This window comes from Bradyrhizobium sp. USDA 3397 (genome assembly GCF_054060965.1).
The window spans coordinates 6,903,089-6,926,219 of record NZ_JBSSDS010000001.1 but is presented as its reverse complement, the minus strand read 5'-3'; the positions used below and the strand labels follow the sequence as shown (position 1 = coordinate 6,926,219).

28 protein-coding genes are annotated in these 23,131 nt (G+C 64.0%); 19 read left to right on the top strand and 9 right to left on the bottom strand.

What is annotated here, in order from left to right; genetic code table 11:
* Positions 1 to 21: 21 nt before the first annotated feature.
* Genes ACVWYQ_RS32030 through ACVWYQ_RS31985 form a run of 10 tightly spaced genes read left to right on the top strand, consistent with a single transcriptional unit; the run spans position 22 to position 9,657 of the window.
* On the top strand, positions 22 to 957 hold the full coding sequence (locus tag ACVWYQ_RS32030) for a branched-chain amino acid ABC transporter permease (protein ID WP_036011532.1): 936 nt from the start codon (positions 22 to 24) through the stop codon (positions 955 to 957).
* A 2-nt stretch (positions 958 to 959) separates the two neighbouring features.
* Complete coding sequence (locus tag ACVWYQ_RS32025; protein WP_456727223.1) at positions 960 to 2,732, top strand: branched-chain amino acid ABC transporter ATP-binding protein/permease; 1,773 nt, start codon at positions 960 to 962, stop codon at positions 2,730 to 2,732.
* Positions 2,719 to 3,426 carry an ABC transporter ATP-binding protein gene (locus ACVWYQ_RS32020; protein ID WP_036011537.1) on the top strand — a complete coding sequence of 236 codons (708 nt, stop codon included), beginning with the start codon at positions 2,719 to 2,721 and terminating at the stop codon, positions 3,424 to 3,426. Before ACVWYQ_RS32025 ends, ACVWYQ_RS32020 begins: the two co-directional genes overlap by 14 nt.
* 32 nt (positions 3,427 to 3,458) lie before the next feature.
* Positions 3,459 to 4,691, top strand: a complete 1,233-nt coding sequence (locus ACVWYQ_RS32015) for an ABC transporter substrate-binding protein (RefSeq protein WP_271538677.1) — start codon at positions 3,459 to 3,461, stop codon at positions 4,689 to 4,691.
* Positions 4,692 to 4,721: 30 nt separating this feature from the next.
* Positions 4,722 to 5,957, top strand: coding sequence for an ABC transporter substrate-binding protein (locus tag ACVWYQ_RS32010; RefSeq protein ID WP_275497221.1), 1,236 nt, complete (start codon positions 4,722 to 4,724; stop codon positions 5,955 to 5,957).
* Between the two features lie 29 nt (positions 5,958 to 5,986).
* Positions 5,987 to 6,367: a carboxymuconolactone decarboxylase family protein gene (locus ACVWYQ_RS32005; RefSeq protein ID WP_036011548.1), complete on the top strand. Its 381-nt coding sequence runs from the start codon at positions 5,987 to 5,989 to the stop codon at positions 6,365 to 6,367.
* Between the two features lie 16 nt (positions 6,368 to 6,383).
* Positions 6,384 to 7,154: an SDR family oxidoreductase gene (locus tag ACVWYQ_RS32000; RefSeq protein WP_456726828.1), complete on the top strand. Its 771-nt coding sequence runs from the start codon at positions 6,384 to 6,386 to the stop codon at positions 7,152 to 7,154.
* Between the two features lie 23 nt (positions 7,155 to 7,177).
* On the top strand, positions 7,178 to 7,918 hold the full coding sequence (locus ACVWYQ_RS31995) for an SDR family oxidoreductase (protein WP_456726827.1): 741 nt from the start codon (positions 7,178 to 7,180) through the stop codon (positions 7,916 to 7,918).
* Positions 7,919 to 7,941: 23 nt separating this feature from the next.
* Complete coding sequence (locus tag ACVWYQ_RS31990; protein WP_050991723.1) at positions 7,942 to 8,658, top strand: GntR family transcriptional regulator; 717 nt, start codon at positions 7,942 to 7,944, stop codon at positions 8,656 to 8,658.
* A 24-nt stretch (positions 8,659 to 8,682) separates the two neighbouring features.
* The gene (locus tag ACVWYQ_RS31985; RefSeq protein ID WP_404543639.1) at positions 8,683 to 9,657 is read left to right on the top strand and encodes a tripartite tricarboxylate transporter substrate-binding protein; all 975 of its coding nucleotides are present in this window, start codon (positions 8,683 to 8,685) and stop codon (positions 9,655 to 9,657) included.
* 70 nt (positions 9,658 to 9,727) lie between these two features.
* Here ACVWYQ_RS31985 and ACVWYQ_RS31980 read toward each other — a convergent pair whose 3' ends face one another.
* The gene (locus ACVWYQ_RS31980; RefSeq protein WP_404543641.1) at positions 9,728 to 10,075 is read right to left on the bottom strand and encodes an SDR family NAD(P)-dependent oxidoreductase; all 348 of its coding nucleotides are present in this window, start codon (positions 10,073 to 10,075) and stop codon (positions 9,728 to 9,730) included.
* A gap of 411 nt (positions 10,076 to 10,486) precedes the next feature.
* On the opposite strand from ACVWYQ_RS31980, the gene ACVWYQ_RS31975 reads away from it, so the two are divergent.
* Positions 10,487 to 10,612 (top strand): hypothetical protein, encoded by a 126-nt coding sequence (locus ACVWYQ_RS31975; RefSeq protein WP_271538691.1) that lies wholly within the window; start codon positions 10,487 to 10,489, stop codon positions 10,610 to 10,612.
* A 1,408-nt stretch (positions 10,613 to 12,020) separates the two neighbouring features.
* Here the strand turns inward: ACVWYQ_RS31975 and ACVWYQ_RS31970 are convergent.
* A complete protein-coding gene (locus tag ACVWYQ_RS31970) occupies positions 12,021 to 12,434 on the bottom strand; it encodes a hypothetical protein (protein ID WP_271538849.1) in 414 nt (137 codons plus the stop codon).
* Between the two features lie 222 nt (positions 12,435 to 12,656).
* The gene (locus ACVWYQ_RS31965) at positions 12,657 to 13,310 is read right to left on the bottom strand and encodes a TetR/AcrR family transcriptional regulator (protein ID WP_456726826.1); all 654 of its coding nucleotides are present in this window, start codon (positions 13,308 to 13,310) and stop codon (positions 12,657 to 12,659) included.
* A 113-nt stretch (positions 13,311 to 13,423) separates the two neighbouring features.
* Here ACVWYQ_RS31965 and ACVWYQ_RS31960 point away from each other — a divergent pair, with 113 nt between their 5' ends.
* From ACVWYQ_RS31960 to ACVWYQ_RS31950, 3 genes are all read left to right on the top strand, one after another.
* Positions 13,424 to 14,320: an NAD(P)/FAD-dependent oxidoreductase gene (locus ACVWYQ_RS31960; protein ID WP_271538697.1), complete on the top strand. Its 897-nt coding sequence runs from the start codon at positions 13,424 to 13,426 to the stop codon at positions 14,318 to 14,320.
* A 21-nt stretch (positions 14,321 to 14,341) separates the two neighbouring features.
* Positions 14,342 to 14,815, top strand: coding sequence for a methyltransferase family protein (locus ACVWYQ_RS31955; protein WP_456727222.1), 474 nt, complete (start codon positions 14,342 to 14,344; stop codon positions 14,813 to 14,815).
* Positions 14,816 to 14,954: 139 nt separating this feature from the next.
* The gene (locus ACVWYQ_RS31950; RefSeq protein ID WP_128262808.1) at positions 14,955 to 15,413 is read left to right on the top strand and encodes a nuclear transport factor 2 family protein; all 459 of its coding nucleotides are present in this window, start codon (positions 14,955 to 14,957) and stop codon (positions 15,411 to 15,413) included.
* A gap of 146 nt (positions 15,414 to 15,559) precedes the next feature.
* Here ACVWYQ_RS31950 and ACVWYQ_RS31945 read toward each other — a convergent pair whose 3' ends face one another.
* A complete protein-coding gene (locus ACVWYQ_RS31945) occupies positions 15,560 to 16,036 on the bottom strand; it encodes a DUF3833 family protein (protein ID WP_456726825.1) in 477 nt (158 codons plus the stop codon).
* A gap of 248 nt (positions 16,037 to 16,284) precedes the next feature.
* Here ACVWYQ_RS31945 and ACVWYQ_RS31940 point away from each other — a divergent pair, with 248 nt between their 5' ends.
* Positions 16,285 to 16,554 (top strand): hypothetical protein, encoded by a 270-nt coding sequence (locus ACVWYQ_RS31940; protein ID WP_157285235.1) that lies wholly within the window; start codon positions 16,285 to 16,287, stop codon positions 16,552 to 16,554.
* Positions 16,555 to 16,581: 27 nt separating this feature from the next.
* Here ACVWYQ_RS31940 and ku read toward each other — a convergent pair whose 3' ends face one another.
* Both ku and ACVWYQ_RS31930 read right to left on the bottom strand, forming a co-directional pair.
* Complete coding sequence (ku, locus tag ACVWYQ_RS31935) at positions 16,582 to 17,523, bottom strand: non-homologous end joining protein Ku (protein ID WP_271538704.1); 942 nt, start codon at positions 17,521 to 17,523, stop codon at positions 16,582 to 16,584.
* Between the two features lie 218 nt (positions 17,524 to 17,741).
* A complete protein-coding gene (locus ACVWYQ_RS31930; RefSeq protein ID WP_271538706.1) occupies positions 17,742 to 18,539 on the bottom strand; it encodes an adenylate/guanylate cyclase domain-containing protein in 798 nt (265 codons plus the stop codon).
* A 175-nt stretch (positions 18,540 to 18,714) separates the two neighbouring features.
* On the opposite strand from ACVWYQ_RS31930, the gene ACVWYQ_RS31925 reads away from it, so the two are divergent.
* The 4 genes from ACVWYQ_RS31925 (at position 18,715) to ACVWYQ_RS31910 (ending at position 20,206) form a co-directional block, all read left to right on the top strand.
* On the top strand, positions 18,715 to 19,083 hold the full coding sequence (locus tag ACVWYQ_RS31925; RefSeq protein WP_157285238.1) for a rhodanese-like domain-containing protein: 369 nt from the start codon (positions 18,715 to 18,717) through the stop codon (positions 19,081 to 19,083).
* A gap of 94 nt (positions 19,084 to 19,177) precedes the next feature.
* Positions 19,178 to 19,384 carry a hypothetical protein gene (locus ACVWYQ_RS31920; RefSeq protein WP_050991724.1) on the top strand — a complete coding sequence of 69 codons (207 nt, stop codon included), beginning with the start codon at positions 19,178 to 19,180 and terminating at the stop codon, positions 19,382 to 19,384.
* Between the two features lie 86 nt (positions 19,385 to 19,470).
* Positions 19,471 to 19,650: a hypothetical protein gene (locus ACVWYQ_RS31915; protein WP_271538709.1), complete on the top strand. Its 180-nt coding sequence runs from the start codon at positions 19,471 to 19,473 to the stop codon at positions 19,648 to 19,650.
* A gap of 262 nt (positions 19,651 to 19,912) precedes the next feature.
* Positions 19,913 to 20,206, top strand: a complete 294-nt coding sequence (locus ACVWYQ_RS31910) for a hypothetical protein (RefSeq protein WP_128262803.1) — start codon at positions 19,913 to 19,915, stop codon at positions 20,204 to 20,206.
* Here the strand turns inward: ACVWYQ_RS31910 and ACVWYQ_RS31905 are convergent.
* The 3 genes from ACVWYQ_RS31905 to ACVWYQ_RS31895 form a co-directional block, all read right to left on the bottom strand.
* Positions 20,193 to 21,398, bottom strand: a complete 1,206-nt coding sequence (locus tag ACVWYQ_RS31905) for an adenylate/guanylate cyclase domain-containing protein (RefSeq protein ID WP_271538713.1) — start codon at positions 21,396 to 21,398, stop codon at positions 20,193 to 20,195. The genes ACVWYQ_RS31910 and ACVWYQ_RS31905 overlap by 14 nt on opposite strands.
* Before the next feature lie 104 nt (positions 21,399 to 21,502).
* Positions 21,503 to 22,090 (bottom strand): HutD/Ves family protein, encoded by a 588-nt coding sequence (locus ACVWYQ_RS31900; protein WP_404543649.1) that lies wholly within the window; start codon positions 22,088 to 22,090, stop codon positions 21,503 to 21,505.
* A complete protein-coding gene (locus ACVWYQ_RS31895; protein ID WP_271538715.1) occupies positions 22,065 to 23,003 on the bottom strand; it encodes an alpha/beta fold hydrolase in 939 nt (312 codons plus the stop codon). Before ACVWYQ_RS31895 ends, ACVWYQ_RS31900 begins: the two co-directional genes overlap by 26 nt.
* Between the last annotated feature and the right edge of the window lie 128 nt (positions 23,004 to 23,131).

The following is a 23,131-nucleotide window of genomic DNA, read 5'->3' as shown; positions in this document are numbered from 1 at the left end:
AGCCGCGCGGAGGCGAAGCTGATGGAAGGATTTTTGCAAGCGCTCGCCGCGGGCCTTCTGATCGGCGCCGTCTACGGCCTGATGTGCGTCGGGCTCGGCCTGATCTTCGGCGTCATGCGCGTCATCAACTTCGCCCATGGCGATTTCATGATGCTCGGCATGTACACTGCCTTCTATCTGTTCACCGCCGCCGGCGTTCAGTCGTTCTTCGGCAATGCCGTCGGACCGTTCGTCTCCATCCTGCTGGCCGGCCCCGTGCTTGCCGTATTCGGCTACTTCGTCCACCGGGCACTGATCTCGCACGTCTCGGGGACGCGCACCGCCTCGCTCGAAGGCGAGGGACACTACGCCCAGCTGATCCTCACGCTCGGCATCGCGCTGATCCTGCAGAACGGCGGCCTCATCGTGTTCGGCTCGGTGCTGGCCTCGATCCGCACGCCGCTGTCGAGCTCGGCCTGGGAGCTCGGCCCCTTCTTCGACATGAGCATCTTTCTCAACAAGGCCCGCAGCATCGACATGATCGTTTCGCTGATCATGATGATCCTGCTTTCGCTGCTGATTACGCGCACGCGGATCGGCAAATCGCTTCGCGCCGCCGCGGACAATCCGACCGCCGCGACCTATATGGGCATCGACGTCGACCGCGCGCACCGGACCGCCTTCGCGCTCGGCTGCGGCATCACGGCGATCGCCGGCGGCCTCCTCGCTACGAACTATCCGTTCCACCCGTTCGTTGGCCTCGAATACGTCATCGTCATGTATGCGGGCGTCGTGCTCGGCGGCATGGGCAGCATCATCGGCGCGTTCTGGGGCGGCATGACGATCGGGCTCGTGCAGCAGATGTCGACGCTGATCCTGCCGACGCAGCTGCAGAACGCCGCGATCTTCGCCGTCTTCCTCCTCATCATCTTCTTCCGACCGCAAGGCTTCTTCGGGCGGATGGTGGAGAGGACGTGATCATGCTCCGGATGCGCTCCTTTCTTCCTCCCCTGCTCTTCACGATCGCCTATGCCGCGCTGTCGCTCGGCGTCACCAATTCCTACTACCAGCTGATCCTGACGCTGGTGCCGGTGTGGGCGGTGTTCGGCCTCTCCTGGAACCTGCTCAGCGGCTACACCGGACTGATCTCGTTCGGCCACGCCGCGTTCTTCGGCATCGGCGCCTATGCAACCGCGCTCGGCCAGATCTATTTCGACATCTCCCCCTGGCTGCTGATCCCCATCGCGGCCGTGCTCGGCGGCATCGCCGGGCTGCTGATCGGATTTCCGACCTTCCGCCTCCAGGGCCACTATTTCGCCCTGGCGATGCTCGCCTACCCGCTTGCCATCCTCTACGTGTTCGAGTGGCTCGGCTTCCAGGAGGTGACGCTTCCGATCAAGCGCGACGCGCCGATCGCCTACATGCAGTTCGCCGATCCGCGCATCTACACGCTGCTGGGGCTCGCAATCATGCTTGCCACCATCGTGCTGACGCAATTCATCGAGCGCTCCCGCTTCGGCATGGCACTGCTCGCGATCAAGCAGAACGAGGCCGCCGCCGAGGCGGCCGGGATCAATACGCTCGCCTGGAAGCTGCGCGCGATCACGCTTAGCGGGGCCATTGCCGCGGCGATCGGCGGCTTTTACGCGCAGGTGTTGTTGGTCGTGACGCCGCAATCGGTGTTCGGCATGCTGGTGTCGGCCCAGGCGCTGACGGTTGCGATGTTCGGCGGGGTCGGCACGGTCTGGGGACCGGTGATCGGCTCGGTGATCCTGATCCCGCTCGCCGAGATCCTGCACGCCGAGGCCGGCGCACGCTTCCCGGGCATCCAGGGCGTGATCTTCGGCTTCGCCATCGTCTGCGTCATCCTGCTGGCACCGGAAGGCCTGTTCTGGAAGCTGCGCGATCTCCTGCGCAAACGGATCGCGCCTAAGGCGGCTGCCTCCAACCCGCCCGAAACATCGGCTGCCAACGTCACCACGCTGAAGCCCGCCCCCCGGCAGCGCGCCGCCACCGGTGAAGTCGTGCTCGAAGTCAAGAACCTGTCCCGGTCCTTCGGCGGGCTCAAGGCGGTGCAGGATGTCAGCTTCAAGCTGCACCAGAACGAGATCCTCGGCATCATCGGCCCCAACGGCGCCGGCAAGACCACGCTGTTCAATCTCCTCAACGGCTTCCTGAAGCCGAGCGAGGGTGAGGTGCTGATCGATGGCCGCAACATGTCCGGCCAACGGCCGCACGTGATCTGCGAGTCCGGCATCGGCCGCACCTTCCAGGTGATGCGACCATTCCTGCGCATGTCGATCCTCGACAACGTCGTGGTCGGTGCCTATGTGCGCGCGCGGTCCGACGACGAAGCTCGCAAGCTTGCCGCCGATGCAGTTGCCCGTGTCGGGCTCTCCGCCGTCGCCGACCGCGTCGCCGGCGAGCTTTCGACCAAGGAGCTGCGGCTGATGGAGCTTGCCCGCGCGATCGCCGGCCAGCCACGCATCCTGCTGCTCGACGAGACGCTCGCAGGCCTCGGCCACGGCGAGGCCGACGAGGTCGTCGCAGTGATCCGGCAACTGGCGCGCGACGGCACGACCATCGCGATCATCGAGCACACGATGCAGGCGATGGTCCGCCTGGTCGACAGATTCGTCGTGCTCGACCACGGCGCCGTCATCACCGAAGGCCTGCCGGAAGTCGTGACGCGCGACAACCGCGTGATCGAGGCCTATCTCGGCAAGAAATGGGTGGGCCATGCTGCGAATTGAGGGATTGAGCGCGGGCTATTCGGCCAAACCCGTGCTGAACGACATCTCGATCAATGTCGGCGCCGGCCAGTTCGTCGCGATCGTCGGGCCAAACGGCGCCGGCAAGACCACGCTGTTCAAGACCATCTCCGGCATCGTCAAGCCAAGCGGCGGGGCCATCACGTTCGACGGCGTCGATCTCCTCGCAGTGCCGCCGCCACAGCGCGCCCATCTCGGCATCGCCCACGTCCCCGAGGGCCGCCAAGTCTTCCCGTCACTGACCGTGATGGAGAATCTGGAGATGGGTGCGATGACGGAGAGCGGTCGACGCGACTGGCAGAGCAACATCGAGCGCATCTTCGAATGGCTGCCGGTGCTGAAGGAGCGCCGCAGCCAGTTCGCGGGCACGATGTCAGGCGGCCAGCAGCAGATGCTCGCGATCGGCCGCGGCCTCGCCTCCTCCCCGAAACTCTTGATGCTGGACGAACCCTCGATGGGGCTGGCGCCCTCAACCGCCGACTTCATCTTCGATCGGCTGATCGAGATTCGCCGCCAGTCCGGGCTGACCATGCTGCTGGTCGAGCAGCGCGTGGCGGAAGCGCTGGAATCCGCGGACCACGGCTACGTCCTCGAAGCCGGCCATGTCGTGCTCGAAGGCAACAACGACACGCTGCGCGCCGACGACCGCGTGCGGAAGGCCTATCTCGGTATGTGACGACCATAAAAAAAGACCAGGGAGCAAACAAAATGAACAAGACATCGAAGGGACTCTCGCGACGGACCGTGCTGTCCGGCGCCGCCGCCGTGGGCCTTGCCGGCGTGGCACGCGCGCAGACACCGGCCGAGATCAAGGTCGGACTGATCGTGCCGTTGTCGGGCATCTACACCCGCCCCGGTCAGGTGATGAAGATGGGCGCCGAGATGGGCATCGAGCACATCAACGCGCAGGGCGGCATCAAGGCGCTCGGCGGCGCCAAGCTGAAGCTCGTCGTGATCGATTGCGGCGACACCACCGAGAAGGCCAAGAACGCGGCGCAGCGCATGGTGGCGCAGGAGCCGGATCTCGTCGCGGCCACCGGCTCCTATCTGTCGTCCTTCACGCTGGCGGTCACCGAAGTGACCGAGCGTGCCGAGCTGCCGGTGCTGACGCTGTCCTATTCGGACCTTCTGACCGACCGCGGTTTCAAATACATCTTCCAGACCGCCGCGACCGCGAGCCGCCAGTCCGAGCTCGGATTGCCGACTCTGATGAAGCTCGCCGAGAATGCGTCGGGCAAGAAGCCGAAGACGGTCGCGATGTTGATGGACAACACCGCGACTTCGGTTGCCACGGCCAAGGCGCTGAAGGAGAAGCTGTTCGCGCAGGAAGGCCTGCAGCTCGTCGTCGAGGAGGTGTGGACGCCGCCTCTCGCGGACGCCACCCCGCTCATCCAAAAAGTTCGCTCGGCCAAGCCCGATCTGCTGCTGTTCATGCCGAACGCGGTGTCGGACGCCAAGCTGGGCCTCGAGAAGATCAGCGAGTTCGGCCTTGGCCAGGGCAAGATCCCGACCGTGTCCTTCAGCATCACCATCGCCGAGCCGGACATGCTCCAAAGTGTGAGCCCGGAGACAGTGCAGGGCATCATGACCATCGTCGCCAATTGGGGCTCGAAAGGTCACGAGGCGCTGATCGCCGAGCTCAAGGCGAAATACAAGGAGCCCTGGATGACGCAGAACGTCATCTCGACCTATGGCGACATGTGGCTGATGAAGGAAGCCTTGGAGAAGGCCGGCAAGGCTGACCGCAATGCGGTCGCGCAGGCCTTCCGCACCATGGATGCCGGACCGTCGAAATACTATCCCGGCGGACAGCTCAAGTTCGACGAGAAGGGCCGCAGGGTCGGTGCCGGCGTCGTCATCGTGCAATGGCAATCGGGCGTGCCAGTCACCGTCTATCCGCCCGAGCTCGCGCAGGCGCAGCCGTTCTGGCCGAAGAAATAGCATCGCGCATTTTCAGGGAGGAGGATTGTCATGAGTGCAACGAGCAAGATCACGATCACCCGTCGAACACTGCTTGCGGGCGCGTCCGGCACGCTGATCGCATCCCACGCCTGGGCCCAGCAGCCTTCGGAGGTGAAGGTCGGCCTCTTGGTGCCGATCTCCGGTATCTACGCCCGTCCCGGCACGGTGATGCGTCAGGGCGCCGAGATGGCCGTCGAGCACATCAACGCGCAAGGCGGAGTCAAGGCGCTCGGCGGCGCCAAGCTGAAGCTCGTGGTGCTCGATTCCGGCGACACCACTGAGAAGGCCAAGAACGCCGCCCAGCGTATGGTGGCGCAGGAGAGCGACCTGGTCGCAGCAAGCGGCGCCTACCTGTCATCCTTCACGCTCGCGGTCACCGAGGTCACGGAACGCGCCAACTTGCCCGTCCTCACTCTCTCCTACTCCGACCTGATCACGGATCGCGGCTTCAAATACGTGTTCCAGACCTCGGCCACGGCAGGCTCACAGGCCCGTCAGGCCTTGCCGCAAATCATCAAGCTGGCCGAGACGGCGTCGGGCAAGCGGCCGAAGACGGTCGCGATCCTCACCGACAACACGGCGGCGTCGATCGCCTCGGCGAAATCGATGCGCGAGGGCCTGCTGGCAGAGAACCAGCTGCAGCCGATCGTGGACGAGACCTTCACGCCGCCGCTGGCGGACGCGACGTCGCTGGTTCAGAAGATTCGCTCGGCCAAACCCGACCTGCTCTTCTTCCTGCCGACGGTGATCTCGGACGCAAAATTGCTGCTCGAGAAGATGAACGAGTTCGGCCTCGGCCAGGGCAAGGTGCCAACCATCTCGTTCGGCATCGCCATCGCCGAGCCGGACATGCTGCAGACCGTGAGCCCTGAACTGCTACAGGGAGTCCTGACCTGCGTTGCGAGCTGGGGCGCAAAGGGCCACGAAGCCCTGATCGCCGAATTGAAGACCCGCTACAAGGAGCCGTGGATGACGCAGAACGCGATCTCCACCTATGGCGACATGTGGGTGATCAAGGACGCGCTGGAGAAGGCCGGCAAGGCCGACCGCGTCGCCGTCGGCGAAGCGCTGCGCACCATGGATGCGGGTCCCTCGAAATATTACCCGCTGGGCGAGATCAAGTTCGACCAGAAAGGCCGTCGCGTCGGCGCCGGCATGACCATCGTGCAGTGGCAATCCGGCGTGCCGGTGACGGTGTTCCCGCCTGAGCTTGCGCTGGCGAAGCCGTTCTGGCCCAAGACCTGATACCGCTCGAAAGCGAAACGGAGAACAGAATGGACAAGGCGACCTACGACCGCGGCCTCGAAATCCGCAAAAGCGTGCTCGGCAGCGAGTTCGTCGACAAGGCGATCGCGTCAGCCGACGAGTTCAACCGCCCGATGCAGGATCTGACCACCGAGTATTGCTGGGGTTACGTCTGGGGCCGCGAAGGGCTGACGCGAAAGACGCGCAGCTTCCTCAATCTGGCGATGCTCTGCGCGCTCAACCGTCCGCACGAGCTGAAGACCCACGTCCGCGGCGCCCTCGCCAATGGCGCGACCAAAGAGGAGATCCGCGAGGTTTTCATGCAGGTCGCGATCTATTGCGGCGTGCCGGCCGGCGTGGACGCGTTCCGCAACGCGAAGGAAGTCTTCGCCGAGCTCGACAAGAAATAAGGGAGCGCGGGCTGCGATGAAGGGCAAATGGGCACTCGTGACCGGCGCGACCGCAGGCCTTGGCCTCGCCATCGCGGAAGGCCTGGCCGGCGCGGGCTGCAACATTGTCCTGCACGACCTCGTTGCGCCGAAGCAGCCCGCGGACAACCTCAGCGCCCGCTTCGGCGTCGAGGTCATCCCCGCCGCTGCCGATCTGTCCGGGCGCGACGACATCGAGAGCATGATGGTCGGCCTGCTCGACCGCTGCGGAGCCATCGACATCCTTGTCAACAACGCCGTTGTCAGGCATTTCTCGACGATCGAGCAGTTTCCACCCGACCGCTGGGACCAGGCGCTCGCTGTTAATCTGTCGGCGCCGTTCCACCTGATCCGCCTTGCGCTGCCCGCGATGAAGCAGCGCGGCTGGGGCCGGATCATCAATATCGGCTCGATCTATTCGAGCCGCGCGGTCGAAGATCGCATCGACTACGTCACGACCAAAGCGGCAATTCTGGGCATGACCCGCGCGGTGGCCATCGAGACCGCCCGCAGCGGAATCACCTGCAACGCGCTCTGCCCGGGTACGCTGCCGACGCCGGCGATCCTGAACAAGATCGCGACGATGGCCGCGAATAGCGGACGCCCCGTCGATGACGTGACCCGCGAATATCTTGGCGAGCGGCAGCCGACGCAGCGCTTCGTCGAAATGGATGCGGTCGCCGCCATGGTCGTCTTTCTCTGCGGTACCGCGGCAAATGACATCACCGGCGCCAGCCTGCCCATCGACGGCGGCTGGTCCATCGCATGAGAGCATGAAATGGGAGTGTTGCGATGACTGAAGGATCGGGCCAGACCGTCGTCCTGACCGGCGCCGCCGGCGGCATGGGGCGCGCCATCACCAACGCGCTGCTGGACAGCGGCCGCCGCGTCGTTCTGGTCGATCGTGACGCCAAGGCGCTTCAGCAACTGGCGGCCACCGTCGGCGACAAGGTGTTTCCGATTCAGCTCGACGTCAGCGATTCCCGGGACGTGGATAATCTGCCGGAGGCCATTCCTGCTCATTTCAAGCCGGTCGAAATCCTCATCAACAATGCCGGCCACGATATCGGCGGCCGGACGCGGTTCGACGTCGGCTCCGCGGACGACTGGTCCAACATCATCCAGACCAACCTGATCGGCCTGATGCGCGTCACCCGGGCGCTGCTGCCCGACATGGTCCGGCGCAACGCCGGTCATATCGTCAACATCAGCTCCATCAACGCCGTCCGTATTGTCCCGGACATGGCCGCCTACAGCACCAGCAAGGCAGGCGTGCACATGTTCACCGAGACTCTCCGGGGCGAGCTGGCGGACACTGCGATCCGGGTCACCGAGCTGCAGCCCGGCTTGACGCGGACCAACATCATCCTGACCCGTTACCGCGGCGACAAGCAGAAGGAAAAGGACTATTTCGACCAGTTCAGGATGGCGCTCGAGCCGGCCGACATCGCCCGCTCGATCGTGTTCGCCCTGGATCAGCCCGCCCACGTTCAAATTGCCGAAATGATGATTCTGCCTGTAAACCGGTATTGAATCATTCCAACCAAGGCCCGGACATGGAAAGACGCCGCGAATTGCAGTCGACACTCCGCATCGATGACGTACCGACCGTCCGAGCGATGGTGGCGCAAAAGCTGCGCGAGGCGATCATGTCCGGCACGCTGAAACCGGGCCAGCGTCTGGTCGAGCGCGAGCTCTGCGAGATGATGGGCGTCAGCCGCCCCTCGATCCGCGAAGCACTACGCGCCCTCGAGGCCGACGGGCTGGTCAATACGGTCCCTCACCGCGGCCCTGTGGTCTCCACGATCAGCCTGGAGGAGGCCCGGCAGCTCTACGCCGCCCGCGCGGTGCTCGAAGGCTTCGCCGGCCGTGAATGCGCCAGGCTTCACGACCCGGAAGTGGCTCGCCGGATCGGGGAAGCTCTGACCCGGCTGAAGGCAGCCGCAGCCAAGCAGGACCTCGTCGGATGCCTGGAAGCCAAGACCGACTTTTACGCTGCTCTGATCGGTGGCTGCCGCAACGCGTTCATCGAGCGCATGCTCAAGCCGCTGCATGACCGAATCCAGCTGTTGCGGATCACCTCGATGTCGCAGCCGAAGCGGATCAACAAGAGTTTGCGCGAGGTTACCGCGATCTGGCGCGCGATCCAGAACGGCGATGCTGACCTCGCCGAGCGCTGCTGCGTCGACCACATCAATGCGGCTGCGGTGGCCGCGCTCGACATGATCGAAAAATCGTCGGCAGCCAAGGAGGCGGCGCCTTCCGACGACTAAAACATTGCCGCCAGGGAGTGTTCGATGACGTATCTCGTACGATCGCTGATCCTGTTTGCCCTGCTCTATCCCTGCCGCGCAGCCATTGCGGAAGACTACCCCACCCGCCCGGTCACGATGATCGTGCCGTTCTCAGCTGGCGGTCCCGGCGACGTGATCGCACGCATCCTCGGCGGCGCGATGAGTGCGACGCTGAAGCAGTCGATCGTGATCGAAAACGCCGTCGGCGCCGGCGGCACGCTCGGCACCAACCGTGTCGCCAAGGCGGCCCCCGACGGCTACACGCTGCTGCTGATGCATGTCGGCCAGGCCACCGCGCCGGCCCTCTACGCCAAGCTGCCGTTCGATCCGGTCGGCGATTTCGCCCCCATCGGGCTCGTCACCGACGTCCCAATGATCCTCGTGGCGCGGCCGAACTTTCCCGCCAAGGACCTCAACGAGCTCATCGCGCAGATCCGCAATGCCGGCGACAAGATCACCTTCGGCAATGTCGGACTCGGCTCGGCCTCACAGCTCTGCGGTTTGATGTTCATGAGCACCACCGATACCAAGCTCACCCCGATCTACTACAAGGGCGGCGGCCCAGCGCTGAACGACGTCATCGCCGGCCACATCGACGTTTATTGCGACCCTGCAACCGGGCCGACGCCTTATATTCAGTCGAACACGATCAAGGGCTACGCGATCACGAGCAAGAAGCGGGTTGCAACGCTGCCGAACGTGCCGACCTCGGCCGAGGCCGGCCTTCCCGCGTTCGACGTGACGACGTGGTATGGCCTCTACGCCCCGCGCGGCACGCCGAAGCCCGTCGTCGACCAACTCGTCGGCGCGCTGCAGACCGCGTTGAAGGATCCCGCCCTGATCAATCGGTTTGGTGAGCTCAGCATGTCCCCGGTTGAACCCGAACGCGCGACGCCGGAAGCCCTTGAAGCCTTTCTCAAGGCTGAGATCGGCAAATGGGGAAGGATCATCAAGGCAGCCGGCATCGAGCCGCAATAGGTTAGCTAGAGCGGATCGACCCCGTTGCTAGCTGTAGAAGATGCTCCGTCGACGTTGAGGGCTTGGCCGGTCACAAAGCAGAATCGTCAGACGCAAAGAACGCAACGGGCCCGACGACGTCCTCCGGCTGCCCGAGCCGGTGCAGGTCCGTGACCTTCTCGAAATAGGCGACACGCTCGGGATCGCGGAGATTGTTCATCCCCATCTCAGTCACGATGATGCCCGGGCATACGGCATTGACCGTGATGCCGTAGCCGCCGAACTCCATGGACGACACCCGGGTGAAGCCGACCACGGCCGACTTCGATGCAGCGTAGTGGGACTGTCCCGGACCGCCCGCTCGAGCGGCGAGCGAGGCGATGTTGACGATCCGCCCGTATTTGCGCTCCTTCATATGTGGCACCACGGCCTGGGTCATCTGGAAGACGGCCCGACGTGGCCGCCGACACAGTCGCGGCGACCACGCCGTTCCATTATCCGGGCGAGCGGGCCTGCGTTCCGGCGCCGCGCGTCGGCGCCTTTGTTACCGCGCCGTGGACCGGCAACAACGTACCGTGCGAGCCGGGCACAGTACTGATTGGGTGACGCAGCCTGCCCTGTAGCTTCGCCGCATTGTGCAATAACAAGGAGCGGACTGCGCTGGTCGGCCCGCTCCTACGCGTGCGTCGCGCCGATCCGCGAGACGCTCTTCGCGAGCGGCTTGCCTGACATCTGACATCGAATTCAGTTGGATCGCCTCGTACCGGACCTACCTCTCCCTCATCACTGACCCGGCCATCGGCAACCTCGCGCGGAACATGGCCGGACAGCGCAACAAGAGGAGTCATCCATGAAACGTGCAATCATTATTCTGGCGACAGCAGCACTCGCCTCGACGCTCGCCGTCGGCGCGGCCAATGCACATGGCGGCGGTGGTGGCGGTGGCCACGGCGGTGGTTTTGGCGGTGGCGGCTAAGCCTCGACCGGCGCGGCGCTCGACGATCGCACATCGATCTCTCGATAGCGCTCCACCGCTTCAGACGACTTGTGCTGGCCCCGACGGTTTTTCCTCGAGCAGGTTGTTCATTGCGGGCCGCGCTCGCAGCACCAAGCTCCACAAGACCACGACATCTGGACAACAAATCGCGGCATCCAACCCAAGATCCGGCGTCATCACCCATTCGACTCGCAAATCTTTGGAAGTGACCTGAAACGACTCGCACTTCCTTGTTTTTCCGACTCGCGATCTTTTGGCGACGGACGCGAAATCAATGACTTAATCGAGCGGATTGATTTTCTGATCATTCGACTTGGCGATTCGACTTGGCGCGCTACGGTTTCTCCGCCGCAATCCGACCATCCGGATCCATTTTCAGATACTCACCGCGATCGGTGGCGAAAGCCGTGGTGCTGGGCAACGCCAGGCGTTGTCTCATAAGCCCTGTTGGCCCCAAACACGGGAGCCGCGCCGCCAGGGCGTTCCAGGCCCATTCTGCCTGCTGGCGTCAATTCGCAGTCGTTCAACACATCCCGATCGGGATATTGCGCCTGAAACGAATTTGGATCTTGAATCGCCCACAACGGGCACTGGGCGCTTGCAGAGCTTATCGCGCCAATCGACATCATCGCTGCAATAACAAAGGTCCTGAATCCAGTCATGGTCGTGCTCCGAACGGCTGTTGCTTTCGTGCGGAGCATTCGCGCTGCCTCGACCGGCTGCTCTGTTGAAATGCGTTTCCTTCGAATTTCTTGGTTGAACATTAGGTGGGGATGCGCTCGGGAAAAACACGTGGGTGAACAATCACGCCTGCGCGAATGGCAAATCGGTGTGCTCACCATTGCGTGACGCACCCCGGCGACGAAGGACTCCAAACCGTGACGCAACGGCCAGCATGAAGCCGAGTGCGAGGTTTGCAGATTCGCACGAATTCGACCGCCGACCGGCGCGGGATGCCGAGGACGTTACCAGTCTTGCAGGCGTGGCCGATTGCGAGGGCGTAGACCGAGACTCATCTAACTCCTCATCGTAGATCTATCGGAGAAACTACCATGCGATCGGGTGTCGTTTTGAGCCTTTTGATAATCCTGTGTGCACCCGTCAGCGCCGCGGTGGCAGGCCAAGTCCATCGGCATCAGGTCCATCGGCATCATGCGACAGCGCATTCTCGTGTTTTGACGACTGGGACCGCTGGGGCCTGGGCCTATTCACCGGCACGGCCGGCCCGCCATCAACCGACCCCGCACTATGATGACCAACCAGAACCAGGTCATAATCCGTACGAGGGATGGGGTGGTTAACACCCCTCCCCGCCGCGTCTCCGCCGACTTGGCGCCCTTCGAGCGCGGCGATGTACAGCGAGTTCGCCGCCGACCTCAATCCCGGTTCAGGAGGCGTTCGCCCTCGCCCGTTCGCGGGCTTCGCGGCGGCGCTCTCGGCGCTCGCGCCGCGGCTTGGCCCGCTCAGCTGGCTGCGGCAGCGGAGCAATCTCGAATACCGGCTGGGACGTCTCATTGACCAGGGACGTCAGGCTGGGCTCGCTCGGTGCTGGGCGGGCTTCCATGAACTCCAATATGTCTCGCCCCTTGGACGTCAGTCTCCAGCCACCGCTGATGCGCTCGACAAGCCCCTGTGAAAAGATGTCGAGGTCCGGCACCCGGCTGGCGAGACGCCTCGTCCGGTCGGCCCAATCGCGGCCACTGGTCGCCAGGATGGCCATGTCGCGCTTGAGGTCTTCCATGACGGCAAAGCCGTCCGGATAGCTCACCAGGATCTTCAAAACCGTAACCTGGAAATTCACGCCCCCGCCCCCGCCCTGGATCAATCAGCGCCAGAAGATCCCCTCACGGGAAATGGCCACCGTACTTTGCTTCCGTGCGTTCGCGATTCAAAAATGTTAAGCTTGAGAAAGAAGGGCGCGCAGGCATGGCTGCAGCCCGCGTCACCAGCCTGGGATTACGGTGACAGTGCGCACAATTAACTCCGGCTTTCGCGGGTCCGAAGTCCTGAATTAGGTGCATTGTCACCGTGATACCGCGTCGTCCCTGCCACCGTGCCCGGCGATGAACATTGCGACGGCCGACCGGCAATAGGATTCGATTTCCTTGTCGTTCTCTGCTCTCGCCTGATCGAAGCGCGCGATCATCACGAGATCGGATCCTTTGAAAAGCGCGGCAAACAAGCGGGCGGACCGGTGAGGATCGGGCACGTTCAGAAGCGCCTTCGCGTGCAACTGACGCAACAGGGCCTCGATCTGGCCGATGACATGGGCGGGGCCGGCTTCGAAATGGAGCTTGCTTAGCAACGTTTGATTGGTCTTGTCGGCCATGACCATGGCTTCGACACTGCGGACGTCCGGTCTGAGCAGCGTGCGAAGCAGCAATGATCCCACCGCCATGAGCTGATCTTCGACCGAACCATCGTCGTCCTCATGCAGGGCCTGTGGTGCAAACAAGAGCTGGCAGCCGGCCGCGATGGCCGCGCCGAACAGCGCCTCCTTGTTCTCGAAGTGCCTGTAGATGCTAAGCTTGGATATCTTCGCGCGCCGGGCGACCTGGTCCAATGTCGTCGCTTGAAACCCCAATTCCAAAAAGAGTTCGCGCGCGGCGTCGACGATCGTCTGGCCAAGCGCCTCGTTGGCGGGCCGGCCGCGCCGGCGCTGGCGATTTTCGGTCACCAAATTACAGTCCTTGACAGTATCCTAATTCTTGAATTACGATACCACGCAGTGTCCAAAATGTCCAAGCCAATGGGTAGGTCTCGACCTGTCCTCCAACGGAGCTTATCCCCATGGATGACGTCATCATCATCGGCGGCAGCTTTGCCGGTCTCGCCGGCGCCCTCCAGCTCGGCCGTGCGCGGCGCAAGGTCACCGTTCTCGACACCGGCCTGCCGCGAAACCGCTTTGCCCACCACTCGCATGGCCTGCTCGGCCACGATCACAAGCCGCCGCTGGATATCCTGGCCGAGGCGCGGCAGCAGCTGGCGCGTTATCCCACGATCAGGCTGGTCAATGCCCGGGCCGACAGCGTCTCCGGCGCCATCGACAATTTCTCCGTCCTCACGTCCGGTGGCGAAAGCTTTCGGGCGCGACGCCTGATCCTGAGCTATGGCATCACCGACCAGATGCCTGATGTTCCGGGCTTTGCCGAAGGCTGGGGCACGTCGATCGTGCCCTGCCCGTATTGCGACGGCTTTGAAGTCGCCGGCCAGCATTGGGGCCTCGTCTGGTCCGGCCCGCAGTCGCACAATCAGGTCAGGCTATTCCGCGATTGGACCGACAGGTTGACGCTCTTCGCCGATGGTCACGATATTCCGCCCGATATCCGGGCCGATCTGGCGCGACGCAACATACCCGTCGTCGATGGCCGGATCACCGGGATCGCCCAACGCGGGGCCCATAACGCCACCGTCAAGCTCGATTCCGGCCCCAATGTCGCAGTCGACATCCTGTTCGCGCATCCGCGCAACAAGCCGTCCGCAAGCCTGCATGAATCACTGGGCCTCGCCACGGTCAAAACACCCCTCGGCATCATCCTCAAGGTCGACGAGCGCCGCGAAACCAGCATGCACGGCATCTACGCCGCCGGCGACCTCGCCAACCCCATCACGCCGCCATCGGTCACCCTGGCATCATCGCACGGCGCGATGGCGGGTATCTTTGCCCAGCAGTCGATGGTGGTTTGAGAGCACAGATGCAGGATGAGCATGGCCGTCGAACGAGACAGCGCGGGTGTGCGCTTCCCTCCGCCCTTCGTCTATCTGGGAGCGCTGCTGTTGGGGCTGGCGGCGGAGCGGTTCGTCACCCAGCGCTCTTTCGGCATCGACTGGCGGTTGCTGGTCGCGGCGGGCGCGCTGCTGTTCGTTGCCGGCGCGGCGATGATGCTTGCGGCGGCGGGGCTGTTCCGGCGGCTGGGCACCAACGTTCCGCCGTCGCAGCCAACGACCCTCATCGCAACGACCGGCCCTTATCGGTGGACCCGCAATCCCATGTATCTCGGCATGGCGCTTATCTATGCCGGCCTTGCGATCAGCTTCGACGGGCCGATCGCCTTCGCCTTGCTGCCGTTGGTGCTGATCGCGATCCAGACGCAGGTAATCGCCCGCGAGGAGCGCTATCTCGAAGCGAAGTTCGGCGACGACTACCGCCGCTACAAGGCCAAGGTTCGCCGCTGGCTCTGACTATTCCGCCGCTGCCGCGTGTGGGGCCGGCCGTCAGCCAGCTGTCCCGACAGATCGCCGTCCTTACCCGGAGCAACTCTTCAGTGTCTGGAAAGTATCCATCCGTCTTGCAGGGCCGTCCAAACAACTGGAGGCATCAATGGTCTACAGTCAAATTGTCAAAAAAGAGATCCGCAGGAGCTTCGATCATGTCAACAACCAACGTTGGGATGATGCTGCAAAAGGCCTAACGCCAAACGCGTATCACTGGGTTGCCGGAGATCATGCGTTGGGGGGTGAGCGACATGGAAAGCAATCGGTGAAGCAGTGGTTCGAGCGCATGGGCCGTGTTTTCCCGAAGCTGCACATAGATATTGAACAGGTCGAGGTGACGGGTTGGCCATGGAACACCACAGTGTTCGTCAAGTGGCGGGCCAACGCGAGGCTACTTGACGGCCAAAGCTCGTATGTGAACAGGGGCGTCCACGTCTTCAAGTTGCGATGGGGCAAGGTTTATTCGATTGAGGAATACTTCGACTCGCAGGCTGCAGAACGAAGCCTCGCTATCCAGGCTCGTGCCGGTTTGGAGGAAGCTGCGGCTGGACCAATCGTGAGCTAACGCCGATCATTCGTGTGATGCCACCATCAGCTTGGCGTTAAACAGGCGTTGAGCACCTGAGCCGTTGCGTGGTGGCATTCGAAATGCAGAGTGACGCGCATTCCACACAAGGATGTACAGAGTATACTGTCACCATCGCGCCAAACCTATAGCTTGCGATACGTCACATGCGCCGTCGCGAACGGGATGCCCGCACGCCCGGCGGATCCGCGCACGATGCAGGCGCGGTCATCGATCGCATAGAACCAATCATCGAAGTTCAGCTTGAACGACTTTCCATCGTCTTGGGGCGTGTCGCGCGTATACGTCCAATGGAAGGCACAACCCGCTTGCTCGCCGGTGGCTTCGCCTTCGAGGCGGTTCTCATGGCCGGTGTATTGACCCTCGCCCAGCTTGTGGATCGTCCAGCGCAGCGTGTCGCTGTGGCCGTCATCGAAGGTGTAGGTTTCGGTCAGGACGACGGTGTCGGTGTCCGCGTCCAGTTCGCCATGAGCCGCGATCGACGCGCGCTTCAGAAGCCCGCCGACGAGGCTCTCGACCACCGCCCATCCTTCAAGGCGGCCGACGAAGAACTGCTCAGGGAGAAACACCGGCGTGGTGCCGGCAAACGCATCAATGGCCATGGGCTTTTCCTCCGAAACCGGTGACGACATAAGCCGCCTCTCAGCACCAGGTTCCTCAGGAGGAAACTTGCCTGTATCGGCCGCGTGCTTGCAACGCGTGCAGACCCCGCGCCAATACCTCGCGTTCTCCACAGTCTGCCGGAACAGGTGGACAAGCCGAGTCCTGCCGTTTGGGAATCCCTGACCCGTGCTAACCGCGAGGAACGAGTGGGTGGGCGGACGGATTCGTCCCGCAGGAGCGGCCTCGCATGCTGATGACCAGGGAAAGACGACCGGCGATCCGCACCCTGCGCGGCTGGGCCATCCACGTGCTGCACGAGGCCGGCGCGATCTGCGAATGCGAGGAGCACGGCTGGGCCAAGGATCGCGCCGACCCGCACGCTCGGAAACGCGCGGTCGAGCGTGCGCGCCAGGATCCGCCGGACGGCGTCTCGGCCGATGAGGCGATCGCGGAGATCAACGATGTCCTCGATTCGATCGGCGATACCTGTCCGGAGTGTCCTGACGAGGGCCTTTGAGGCCTGCTGCAAGGCGCTTCGCGTGCTTCATGCGGATTTCCGCCGCGCCCCTGAGGCCTGCTTCTTCGCGGACGTCTCCTTGGCGGCCGCCTTCTTGCCCGCGATCGGCATCAGCATCTCCTTCTGGCCGGCCGCCGCCTTCCTCGGCTTCTTCGCCGGCTTGTCCGCCTTCGCGGGCGCGGCCTGCTTCCCGGCGTCCTTGCCGACGCTGCGGCGCAGCGCCTCCATGAGGTCGACGACGTTCTCGCCCTTCGGCCGCTCCTTCGGCCGGATCACCTTGCCGGCGCGCTTCTCGTTGATCAGCTCGATCAGCGCGGTCTCGTAATGGTCCTCGAATTTCTCGGGCGCGAAGCGTCCGGCCTTCTGGTTGACGATGTGCCGGGCGAGATCGAGCATGTCCTTGGTGACTTTCACGTCCTGGATGTCGTCGAAATATTCCTGCTCGCTGCGCACCTCGTAGGGGTAGCGCAGGAGCGTGCCGACGAGGCCCTTGTCCATCGGCTCCAGCGCGACGATGTGCTCGCGGTTGGTCAGCACCACGCGCCCGATCGCGACCTTGTCCATCTCGCGGATGGTCTCGCGGATCACCGCGAAGGCATCGTGGCCGACCTTGCCGTCGGGGCGGATGTAATAGGGGCGGATCAGGTAGCGCGGGTCGATGTCCGATTTGTCGACGAATTCGTCGATCTCGATCGTGCGCGTCGATTCCAGCGCGATCTCCTCGAGCTCTTCCTTCGAGACCTCGATGTACTGGCCCTTCTCGAGCTCATAGCCCTTGACGATGTCCTCGTTCGGCACCTCGTCGCCGGTCTCCGCGTCCACCTTCACGTATTTGATGCGGTGGCCGGTCTGCCGGTTGAGCTGGTTGAACGAGATCTTCTCGCTCTCGGACGTCGCGGGATAGAGCGCCACGGGACAGGTGACGAGGGACAGTCTCAGGAAGCCTTTCCAATTGGCGCGCGGGGCCATGTACGCAGAACTCCGGTTCGAGGCGACTTGGATTCAAGACGAACGGCGGGCTCCGGTTCCGACATGGCATGGAACAGAAAATCGCGGGACTTCCGTTGACCGACCGCATCCTGCGATCGGCTCAATTCGGGCCGAAACGGCGCGAAACGCTTGTTTGGAAGCTTGAATAGCCGGAGCCTTCCATCCGGGCGCAGCCTCGCAAGGGCTGTCCAGCTCCGTCACCCCTCCACCCGCCACAGCCGCCACCGCTCCGGGACGCCCTTCAGCCGGTGCACGCCGTGATCCCGCAGTGCGATCGCCGCCTGCGCCGTCATCAGCTCCTTCACCGCACTCGACACCAGCACCTCGCCGGCGCGCGCTTTCGCGGCAATGCGGGTGCCGATGTGGAAGGCGAGGCCCACCATCTCGCCGCCGCTGATGGTGTATTCGCCGACGTGCAGGCCCACGCGGATTTCGAGGCCGAGCGTGCGCACGGCTTTCTGGACCGCGGTGGCGCAGGCGATGCCGGCGGCGGGCTTCTTGAAGGTTGCCAGCACGCCGTCGCCAGTGGTCACGACCTCCTTGCCGCCGCACGTCTTCAGCTCCTTGCGCACCGCCGCGTAGTAATGGCCCATGACCTTGGTCCAGCGCGCATCGCCGAGCTTGGCCGCCTTCGCGGTGGAGCCGACGATGTCGACGATCAGGATGGTGGCGAGCGCCTGCTTGAGCTCGGCCCCACGTGCGGCCGACGGCCGCCGGTTCGCGATCGTGCCGGTCAGCGGCTCATAGCGATGGCTGCGGCGCCGCGCGATCGCGGCTTTGGTGTAGTCCTGCGCGCGCTGCGCGGTGCCGCAACGAACGGTCTTCTCCTGCGGCAGACGCGACCAATAGACCTTGCGCGCCGCTCCGGTGCCATGCACCTCCACCGCGCCCCATTTCAGGAAGACCGCCGAGCCGACCCGCCTGACGCACCACGCCTTCGAGGTGTATCCGGAAACGTTCGACTGATGGACACCGATGCGGAGGAATTTGGGCATGAAGGCGCGGCCAGAGACCGTTTGGGCGTAGCTTCGGCAAAGCTAGTCGTACAATCCGGCCTTGGCAACCGGCCCCGGCCTGCTGACTCCAGCAGGACAAGTTCATCCGGGAGCGATGTCCAGATCGATGTGCTATCCTCTTGTGGGGCGGCAGATGAAGACCCGGAGAGAACCCATGGCAACGAGTGTCAAGCAAATGCTGGAAGCTGCGAACGCGGCGGTCCCGAAGATCACCTCGGAGCAGGCGGCCGAGATGATCAACCAGGGCAACACGCTAGTCGTGGACGTTCGCGATGCGCCGGAAGTCGCCGCCAGCGGCAAGATCGCCGGCGCCGTGAATGTCTCGCGCGGGATGCTGGAGTTTCGCGCCGACCCGGAGTCGCCCTATCACGACAAGGCGTTCGACAAGAGCAAGACCGTCATCCTCTATTGCGCATCCGGCGGCAGGTCGGCGCTGGCCGGTAAGCTCTTGAAGGATATGGGTTACGAGAACGTCTACAACGTCGGCGGCTTCAAGGACTGGACGGGCGCAGTCGAGAAGTAGCGAGATCAGCAGCGCGGTTCCGTTGACTGCGCTGCGAACTCCGATTGGCACTTTCTGCGGCAAGGCGCGTTGCGGTGTTGTCGAGGAGGCGCAGATGACCAAGACCAAGGCTGCCCACGCGCAAGACGCAAAGATTCCGACGCAAGCAGCGCTCAATCCCGGTGACGAAGCCCCGCCCGGAACCAAGGGCACCGGCGACGACGTCTGTCCCGATTGTCACGGCAAGGGACGCATCGACGGCGCGCCTTGCGCCACCTGCGGCGGGAGCGGCACCATCACGCGGGCAGTCGGCGGCGCCTGACGCCGCCTCGTCCAGCGGCTTCATCTTCGTAGCAACGATCGGCCCTTCACGTGTGTTTTCTCCAACTGGAGACAGTGAGGCGCACTATGAACAAGACGACCGGACTGACACCCGACGATTTTCCGATCGAAGTCGACAAGGACAAGCTGAAGACCCACAAGGGCGAGCCGGTGGGCTCGGCCGAGACCGAGCAGATTGCGGACGAGATCGCCGACCGGCTGAACGAGCACGCCCACCAGGAAGAGCAGGATCGCTGGTCGGCGTAGTTCAGCGGGGTTGCGACCGCCGGCAGGAATTGGAACGACCGCGCGTTCCCGCGCATTGGCCTTTCGCCGGCGTCTCACCATTCCGGCAAATGGCGGCCTCGGCTCAAGCCCCGCCCCCGGATGCCGGGCCGAGGCCGCCTAGAGAGCGATGCGATCAGGATGAACCGTCATCGCGCTCTAGGTTATTGTTTGAGCATGATCTTTTCGGAAAACCGCTGCGCACTTTTCCGGATCATGCACTAGGCCGAGCACAGGAGCGGACATGAAAGCACTCGTCATAGCAGGGCTCATCGCGGCGCTCGCCTCGTCTCCTTACGCCTTCGCGCAAAGCGGCGCGGGGCCGTCGAGGACGGGCTCCGGCATCAATTCGACCGGCACCGGCGGCACGACCGGCGCGGGCGCCTCCAGCCTCAATACGTCGTCGGACGCCAACAGCGGCGGCGCCAGTGCACCGGCGAAGTCGTCAACGATGAGGCCGGGCGACAACGATCCGGCCAGGCAGACCCAGGGCGGCCAGCAGGCCCTGCCGAACGCTCCCGGAACTAACCGGAAATAGCGCGAGCCGGATAGGCATACAGCTCGATCGGGGCGTTGAAGCCGCGGACCTCGTGCCGGCCGACATGCTCCAATGCGAACTCCTTTTCGACAAGCTCGGCGAAATCGCGTGACAACAGCACGTTCCTGCCGAGCGTCTTGGTCAGCGCCTCCAGGCGGGAGGCCATGTTGACGGCCGGGCCGATCACCGTGAAATCCAGCCGCTGGGCCGATCCGATATTGCCGTACATGACATCGCCGACGTGGACGCCGATGCCGTAGTTCAGCGGCGCGCGGCCGGTCGCGCTGTTCCGATCGTTGAGCGCGGCCATGGCTCCCCTCGCCTCTGCCACCGCGTGCAGAAGATTGGCGCAGGCGTTCGGCTGATGCAGCGGGAAGATGGCGAGCAGCCCGTCACCGATGAATTTCAGGATCTCGCCGCCGTGCCGCGCGATCGGCTCCGACATTGCGTCGAAATAGTCGTTGAGAAGGTCGATGACGTCATCGCGCGGCCAGTTGTCGGAGATCTTGGTGAAGTCCCTGAGGTCGCAGATCATGATCGCGGCGCGCACCGTCGTGCCGGTGCCGCGCCTTGTGGCGCCGGCCAGGATCAGCTCGCCGGCATGGGAGCCGACATAGGTCTCGAGCAGCGTGCGCGCCAGGCGATTCTTGATGCGAATCTCGCTGACCAGCGCCAGCACCGGCAACAGCTTCTTCAGACCGGCGACATGCGCGTCGTCGAAACCGCCGGGACGATCAGTGGCAAATGTGACGACGTGGCGCTTGCCGAGCGTGTGCAGCAGCGGCCAGGCCACATAATCGGTCATGCCCAGCGAGCGCATGTCGTCATAGAGAGCATGCTTGCGACCGAGCGAGGAATCCTGTTCGAGCTTTTCGCGGACCTCGTCGGCACCGTCATGGATCTCGTTGGCGGAGCTGCCGATATATTCGGACCGCTCGCGAACGTCATAGTCGGCCAGCGTGATCTCCGCCTCGCGCTTGCCGTCGGACCACATCATGCGGGCCCCCAGCCATTGCGGATGATGGATCATCACGTGAAGCGTCGATCGCTTGAGCGGGATGCCCGCCTGCTGCAGGCGGATGCACATTTGCGCGAAGATGTTGTCGATGAAGCGCTCGTCGCGCGTGCCGTTGGTCAGCCAGTCGATGACGCCGTCGGCCTGCGTGGGGGCGTATGTGTCTGGCGCGTTCATATTCTGCCCCTCGAGCTGACATCTTTAGCGAAGCAGATATCGTGTGCCGGCCGGGCGGCGTCAACCTGGCCAGTTGCATGGATTGTGCGCATCGGTCCGAGGTTCTAGACCAGAAGCCGGATCGACCCCAGCACCGCCAGACCCGCGACGAGCGCAAGCTGCGACGGCCCCGCCAGCTCGAGCTTCAGCGTGCCGGTGCGGGGAATCGCAAATTCCTCATTGTCGAGGCGGATGCGGCATTCGCCCCGCGGGGCGTAGACCAGATGCGTGCCGGCGGCGAGGTGCCGGTGATCGCCGGGCTGCTTCAGTGCGAGGAGATCGATCTCGGCCGCACCGCGCCGCGCCATGAGGTTCACGACCTCGACGGGACCGGCCGCGAGCTCGGTCACGATCTCGAGCTCGCCGGTGAAACGCACCGTCGTAAAAGGTTCACGCTCGTCGAATTCCTGCGTCGGCGACTTCAGCACCAGCCCGCGCCCTTCGACGACCATCTGCAAGCGGTCGATGCCGGGCATGTGGGAGAAGGGACCGGGCGCAAAAATCGGCGTCGACGCAAAGCGCCAGAGCAGGCTGTCCCAGTCCTTGCGCGGCGCATCGGCCCGGTGCGCGTCGGCGATGTCGGTGAAGACGCCGCCGCCGTTCTTCCACGGCGAGCGGGTGTAGTTTTCAGGATTGAGCAGCGTGGTCTTCATGGAGATCCCCAATGCGATGAGGGTGCGGATCCAGGAACGGCTCGGCCTCCTTGCGCACCGTGTCCAGATGCGTGAACAGCGAGACGTGACCGCCATCGGGGAGCGCCAGCAGCTTCGCCTGCGGGATTGCCCGGCAGACGTTCTCGGCATGCGAGAACGCCACCACATCATCGGCGCGTCCGTGCACGACGAGAGCAGGCGCCGAGACCGTTCCTGCGGGCAACCGCTCGAGCGCGGCAAATTGCGCGATGTCGTTGACGGTCCCGGGGATCCTGGCGGCTAGATGCTCGAACACGCTCGCCTGCAAGGTGCGCAATAAGAGGCCTGCCTCGGGATGGCGCAAGGTTCGCTCGCGCATTGCGTCATCGGGAATCGCGCGGCGCGCACCAGCTTGCGGATTGCGTTCAGCCCGCCACTTCAGGACCCCTGGCAATCCGGGAAGACGCGCAAGATGGCGCATCATGCGCAGGCGCGCGGCGATGTCCGGCGGCGTTTGCAGTCGTCCCGTGCAGGCCGACACCAGCACCAACGCGCGGCAGCGCGAGGGATGCCGCGCGGCAAATTGCAGCGCCGAAGGGCCGCCGGCCGAGACCGCGACGACGGCCGCGCTGGAAATCCCGAGCGCGTCGAGCAGATCGCGATAGAGATCAGCCTGGTCATCGGGCGAGGCGCCCAGCTCCAGGCGCGAGCCGAGATAGCCCGGACGAGACACGGCAAGAACCCGCTTGTCGCCGAGCGTCGAAGTGAGTGCACGCGCGAGCAGCCACGATTGGTCGTGGCCGCCCATGCCACCATGGATGGCGAGGATCGCAGGCCCCTCGCCTGCGACCGAGCATTGGATGATCCCGCGGGAGGTCTGCACCGAGACCGGAGCAGGCCCGGCGAGCGGCAATGCGTCCGGATTTGCGGTCATGTTGCGCCTTCCACGCTTCCGGGTGCGCCGGCCTTGAGATGACGCAGAAGCTTCGCGGGACGCTGACGCCTGGGTGAACTGCAGACCCAGGCGATCCCTTACAATAGGCCCCCGGCTAGCTCAAGGGT

Bases quoted from the DNA above. Each gene is read 5' to 3' on its own strand.
- ACVWYQ_RS32000 (WP_456726828.1), top strand. From the start codon at position 6,384: ATGAAGGGCAAATGGGCACTCGTGACCGGCGCGACCGCAGGCCTTGGC.
- ACVWYQ_RS31905 (WP_271538713.1), bottom strand. From the start codon at position 21,398: ATGAACGCGCCAGACACATACGCCCCCACGCAGGCCGACGGCGTCATC.
- ACVWYQ_RS31895 (WP_271538715.1), bottom strand. From the start codon at position 23,003: ATGACCGCAAATCCGGACGCATTGCCGCTCGCCGGGCCTGCTCCGGTC.
- ACVWYQ_RS31955 (WP_456727222.1), top strand. From the start codon at position 14,342: ATGGCCGTCGAACGAGACAGCGCGGGTGTGCGCTTCCCTCCGCCCTTC.
- ACVWYQ_RS32015 (WP_271538677.1), top strand. From the start codon at position 3,459: ATGAACAAGACATCGAAGGGACTCTCGCGACGGACCGTGCTGTCCGGC.
- ACVWYQ_RS31985 (WP_404543639.1), top strand. From the start codon at position 8,683: ATGACGTATCTCGTACGATCGCTGATCCTGTTTGCCCTGCTCTATCCC.
- ACVWYQ_RS32010 (WP_275497221.1), top strand. From the start codon at position 4,722: ATGAGTGCAACGAGCAAGATCACGATCACCCGTCGAACACTGCTTGCG.
- ACVWYQ_RS31995 (WP_456726827.1), top strand. From the start codon at position 7,178: ATGACTGAAGGATCGGGCCAGACCGTCGTCCTGACCGGCGCCGCCGGC.
- ACVWYQ_RS31950 (WP_128262808.1), top strand. From the start codon at position 14,955: ATGGTCTACAGTCAAATTGTCAAAAAAGAGATCCGCAGGAGCTTCGAT.
- ku (WP_271538704.1), bottom strand. From the start codon at position 17,523: ATGGCCCCGCGCGCCAATTGGAAAGGCTTCCTGAGACTGTCCCTCGTC.
- ACVWYQ_RS31930 (WP_271538706.1), bottom strand. From the start codon at position 18,539: ATGCCCAAATTCCTCCGCATCGGTGTCCATCAGTCGAACGTTTCCGGA.
- ACVWYQ_RS31980 (WP_404543641.1), bottom strand. From the start codon at position 10,075: ATGACCCAGGCCGTGGTGCCACATATGAAGGAGCGCAAATACGGGCGG.
- ACVWYQ_RS32020 (WP_036011537.1), top strand. From the start codon at position 2,719: ATGCTGCGAATTGAGGGATTGAGCGCGGGCTATTCGGCCAAACCCGTG.
- ACVWYQ_RS31900 (WP_404543649.1), bottom strand. From the start codon at position 22,090: ATGAAGACCACGCTGCTCAATCCTGAAAACTACACCCGCTCGCCGTGG.
- ACVWYQ_RS31915 (WP_271538709.1), top strand. From the start codon at position 19,471: ATGAACAAGACGACCGGACTGACACCCGACGATTTTCCGATCGAAGTC.
- ACVWYQ_RS31910 (WP_128262803.1), top strand. From the start codon at position 19,913: ATGAAAGCACTCGTCATAGCAGGGCTCATCGCGGCGCTCGCCTCGTCT.
- ACVWYQ_RS31920 (WP_050991724.1), top strand. From the start codon at position 19,178: ATGACCAAGACCAAGGCTGCCCACGCGCAAGACGCAAAGATTCCGACG.
- ACVWYQ_RS32005 (WP_036011548.1), top strand. From the start codon at position 5,987: ATGGACAAGGCGACCTACGACCGCGGCCTCGAAATCCGCAAAAGCGTG.
- ACVWYQ_RS31990 (WP_050991723.1), top strand. From the start codon at position 7,942: ATGGAAAGACGCCGCGAATTGCAGTCGACACTCCGCATCGATGACGTA.
- ACVWYQ_RS31940 (WP_157285235.1), top strand. From the start codon at position 16,285: ATGCTGATGACCAGGGAAAGACGACCGGCGATCCGCACCCTGCGCGGC.
- ACVWYQ_RS32025 (WP_456727223.1), top strand. From the start codon at position 960: ATGCTCCGGATGCGCTCCTTTCTTCCTCCCCTGCTCTTCACGATCGCC.
- ACVWYQ_RS31960 (WP_271538697.1), top strand. From the start codon at position 13,424: ATGGATGACGTCATCATCATCGGCGGCAGCTTTGCCGGTCTCGCCGGC.
- ACVWYQ_RS31975 (WP_271538691.1), top strand. From the start codon at position 10,487: ATGAAACGTGCAATCATTATTCTGGCGACAGCAGCACTCGCCTCGACG.
- ACVWYQ_RS31925 (WP_157285238.1), top strand. From the start codon at position 18,715: ATGGCAACGAGTGTCAAGCAAATGCTGGAAGCTGCGAACGCGGCGGTC.
- ACVWYQ_RS32030 (WP_036011532.1), top strand. From the start codon at position 22: ATGGAAGGATTTTTGCAAGCGCTCGCCGCGGGCCTTCTGATCGGCGCC.
- ACVWYQ_RS31945 (WP_456726825.1), bottom strand. From the start codon at position 16,036: ATGGCCATTGATGCGTTTGCCGGCACCACGCCGGTGTTTCTCCCTGAG.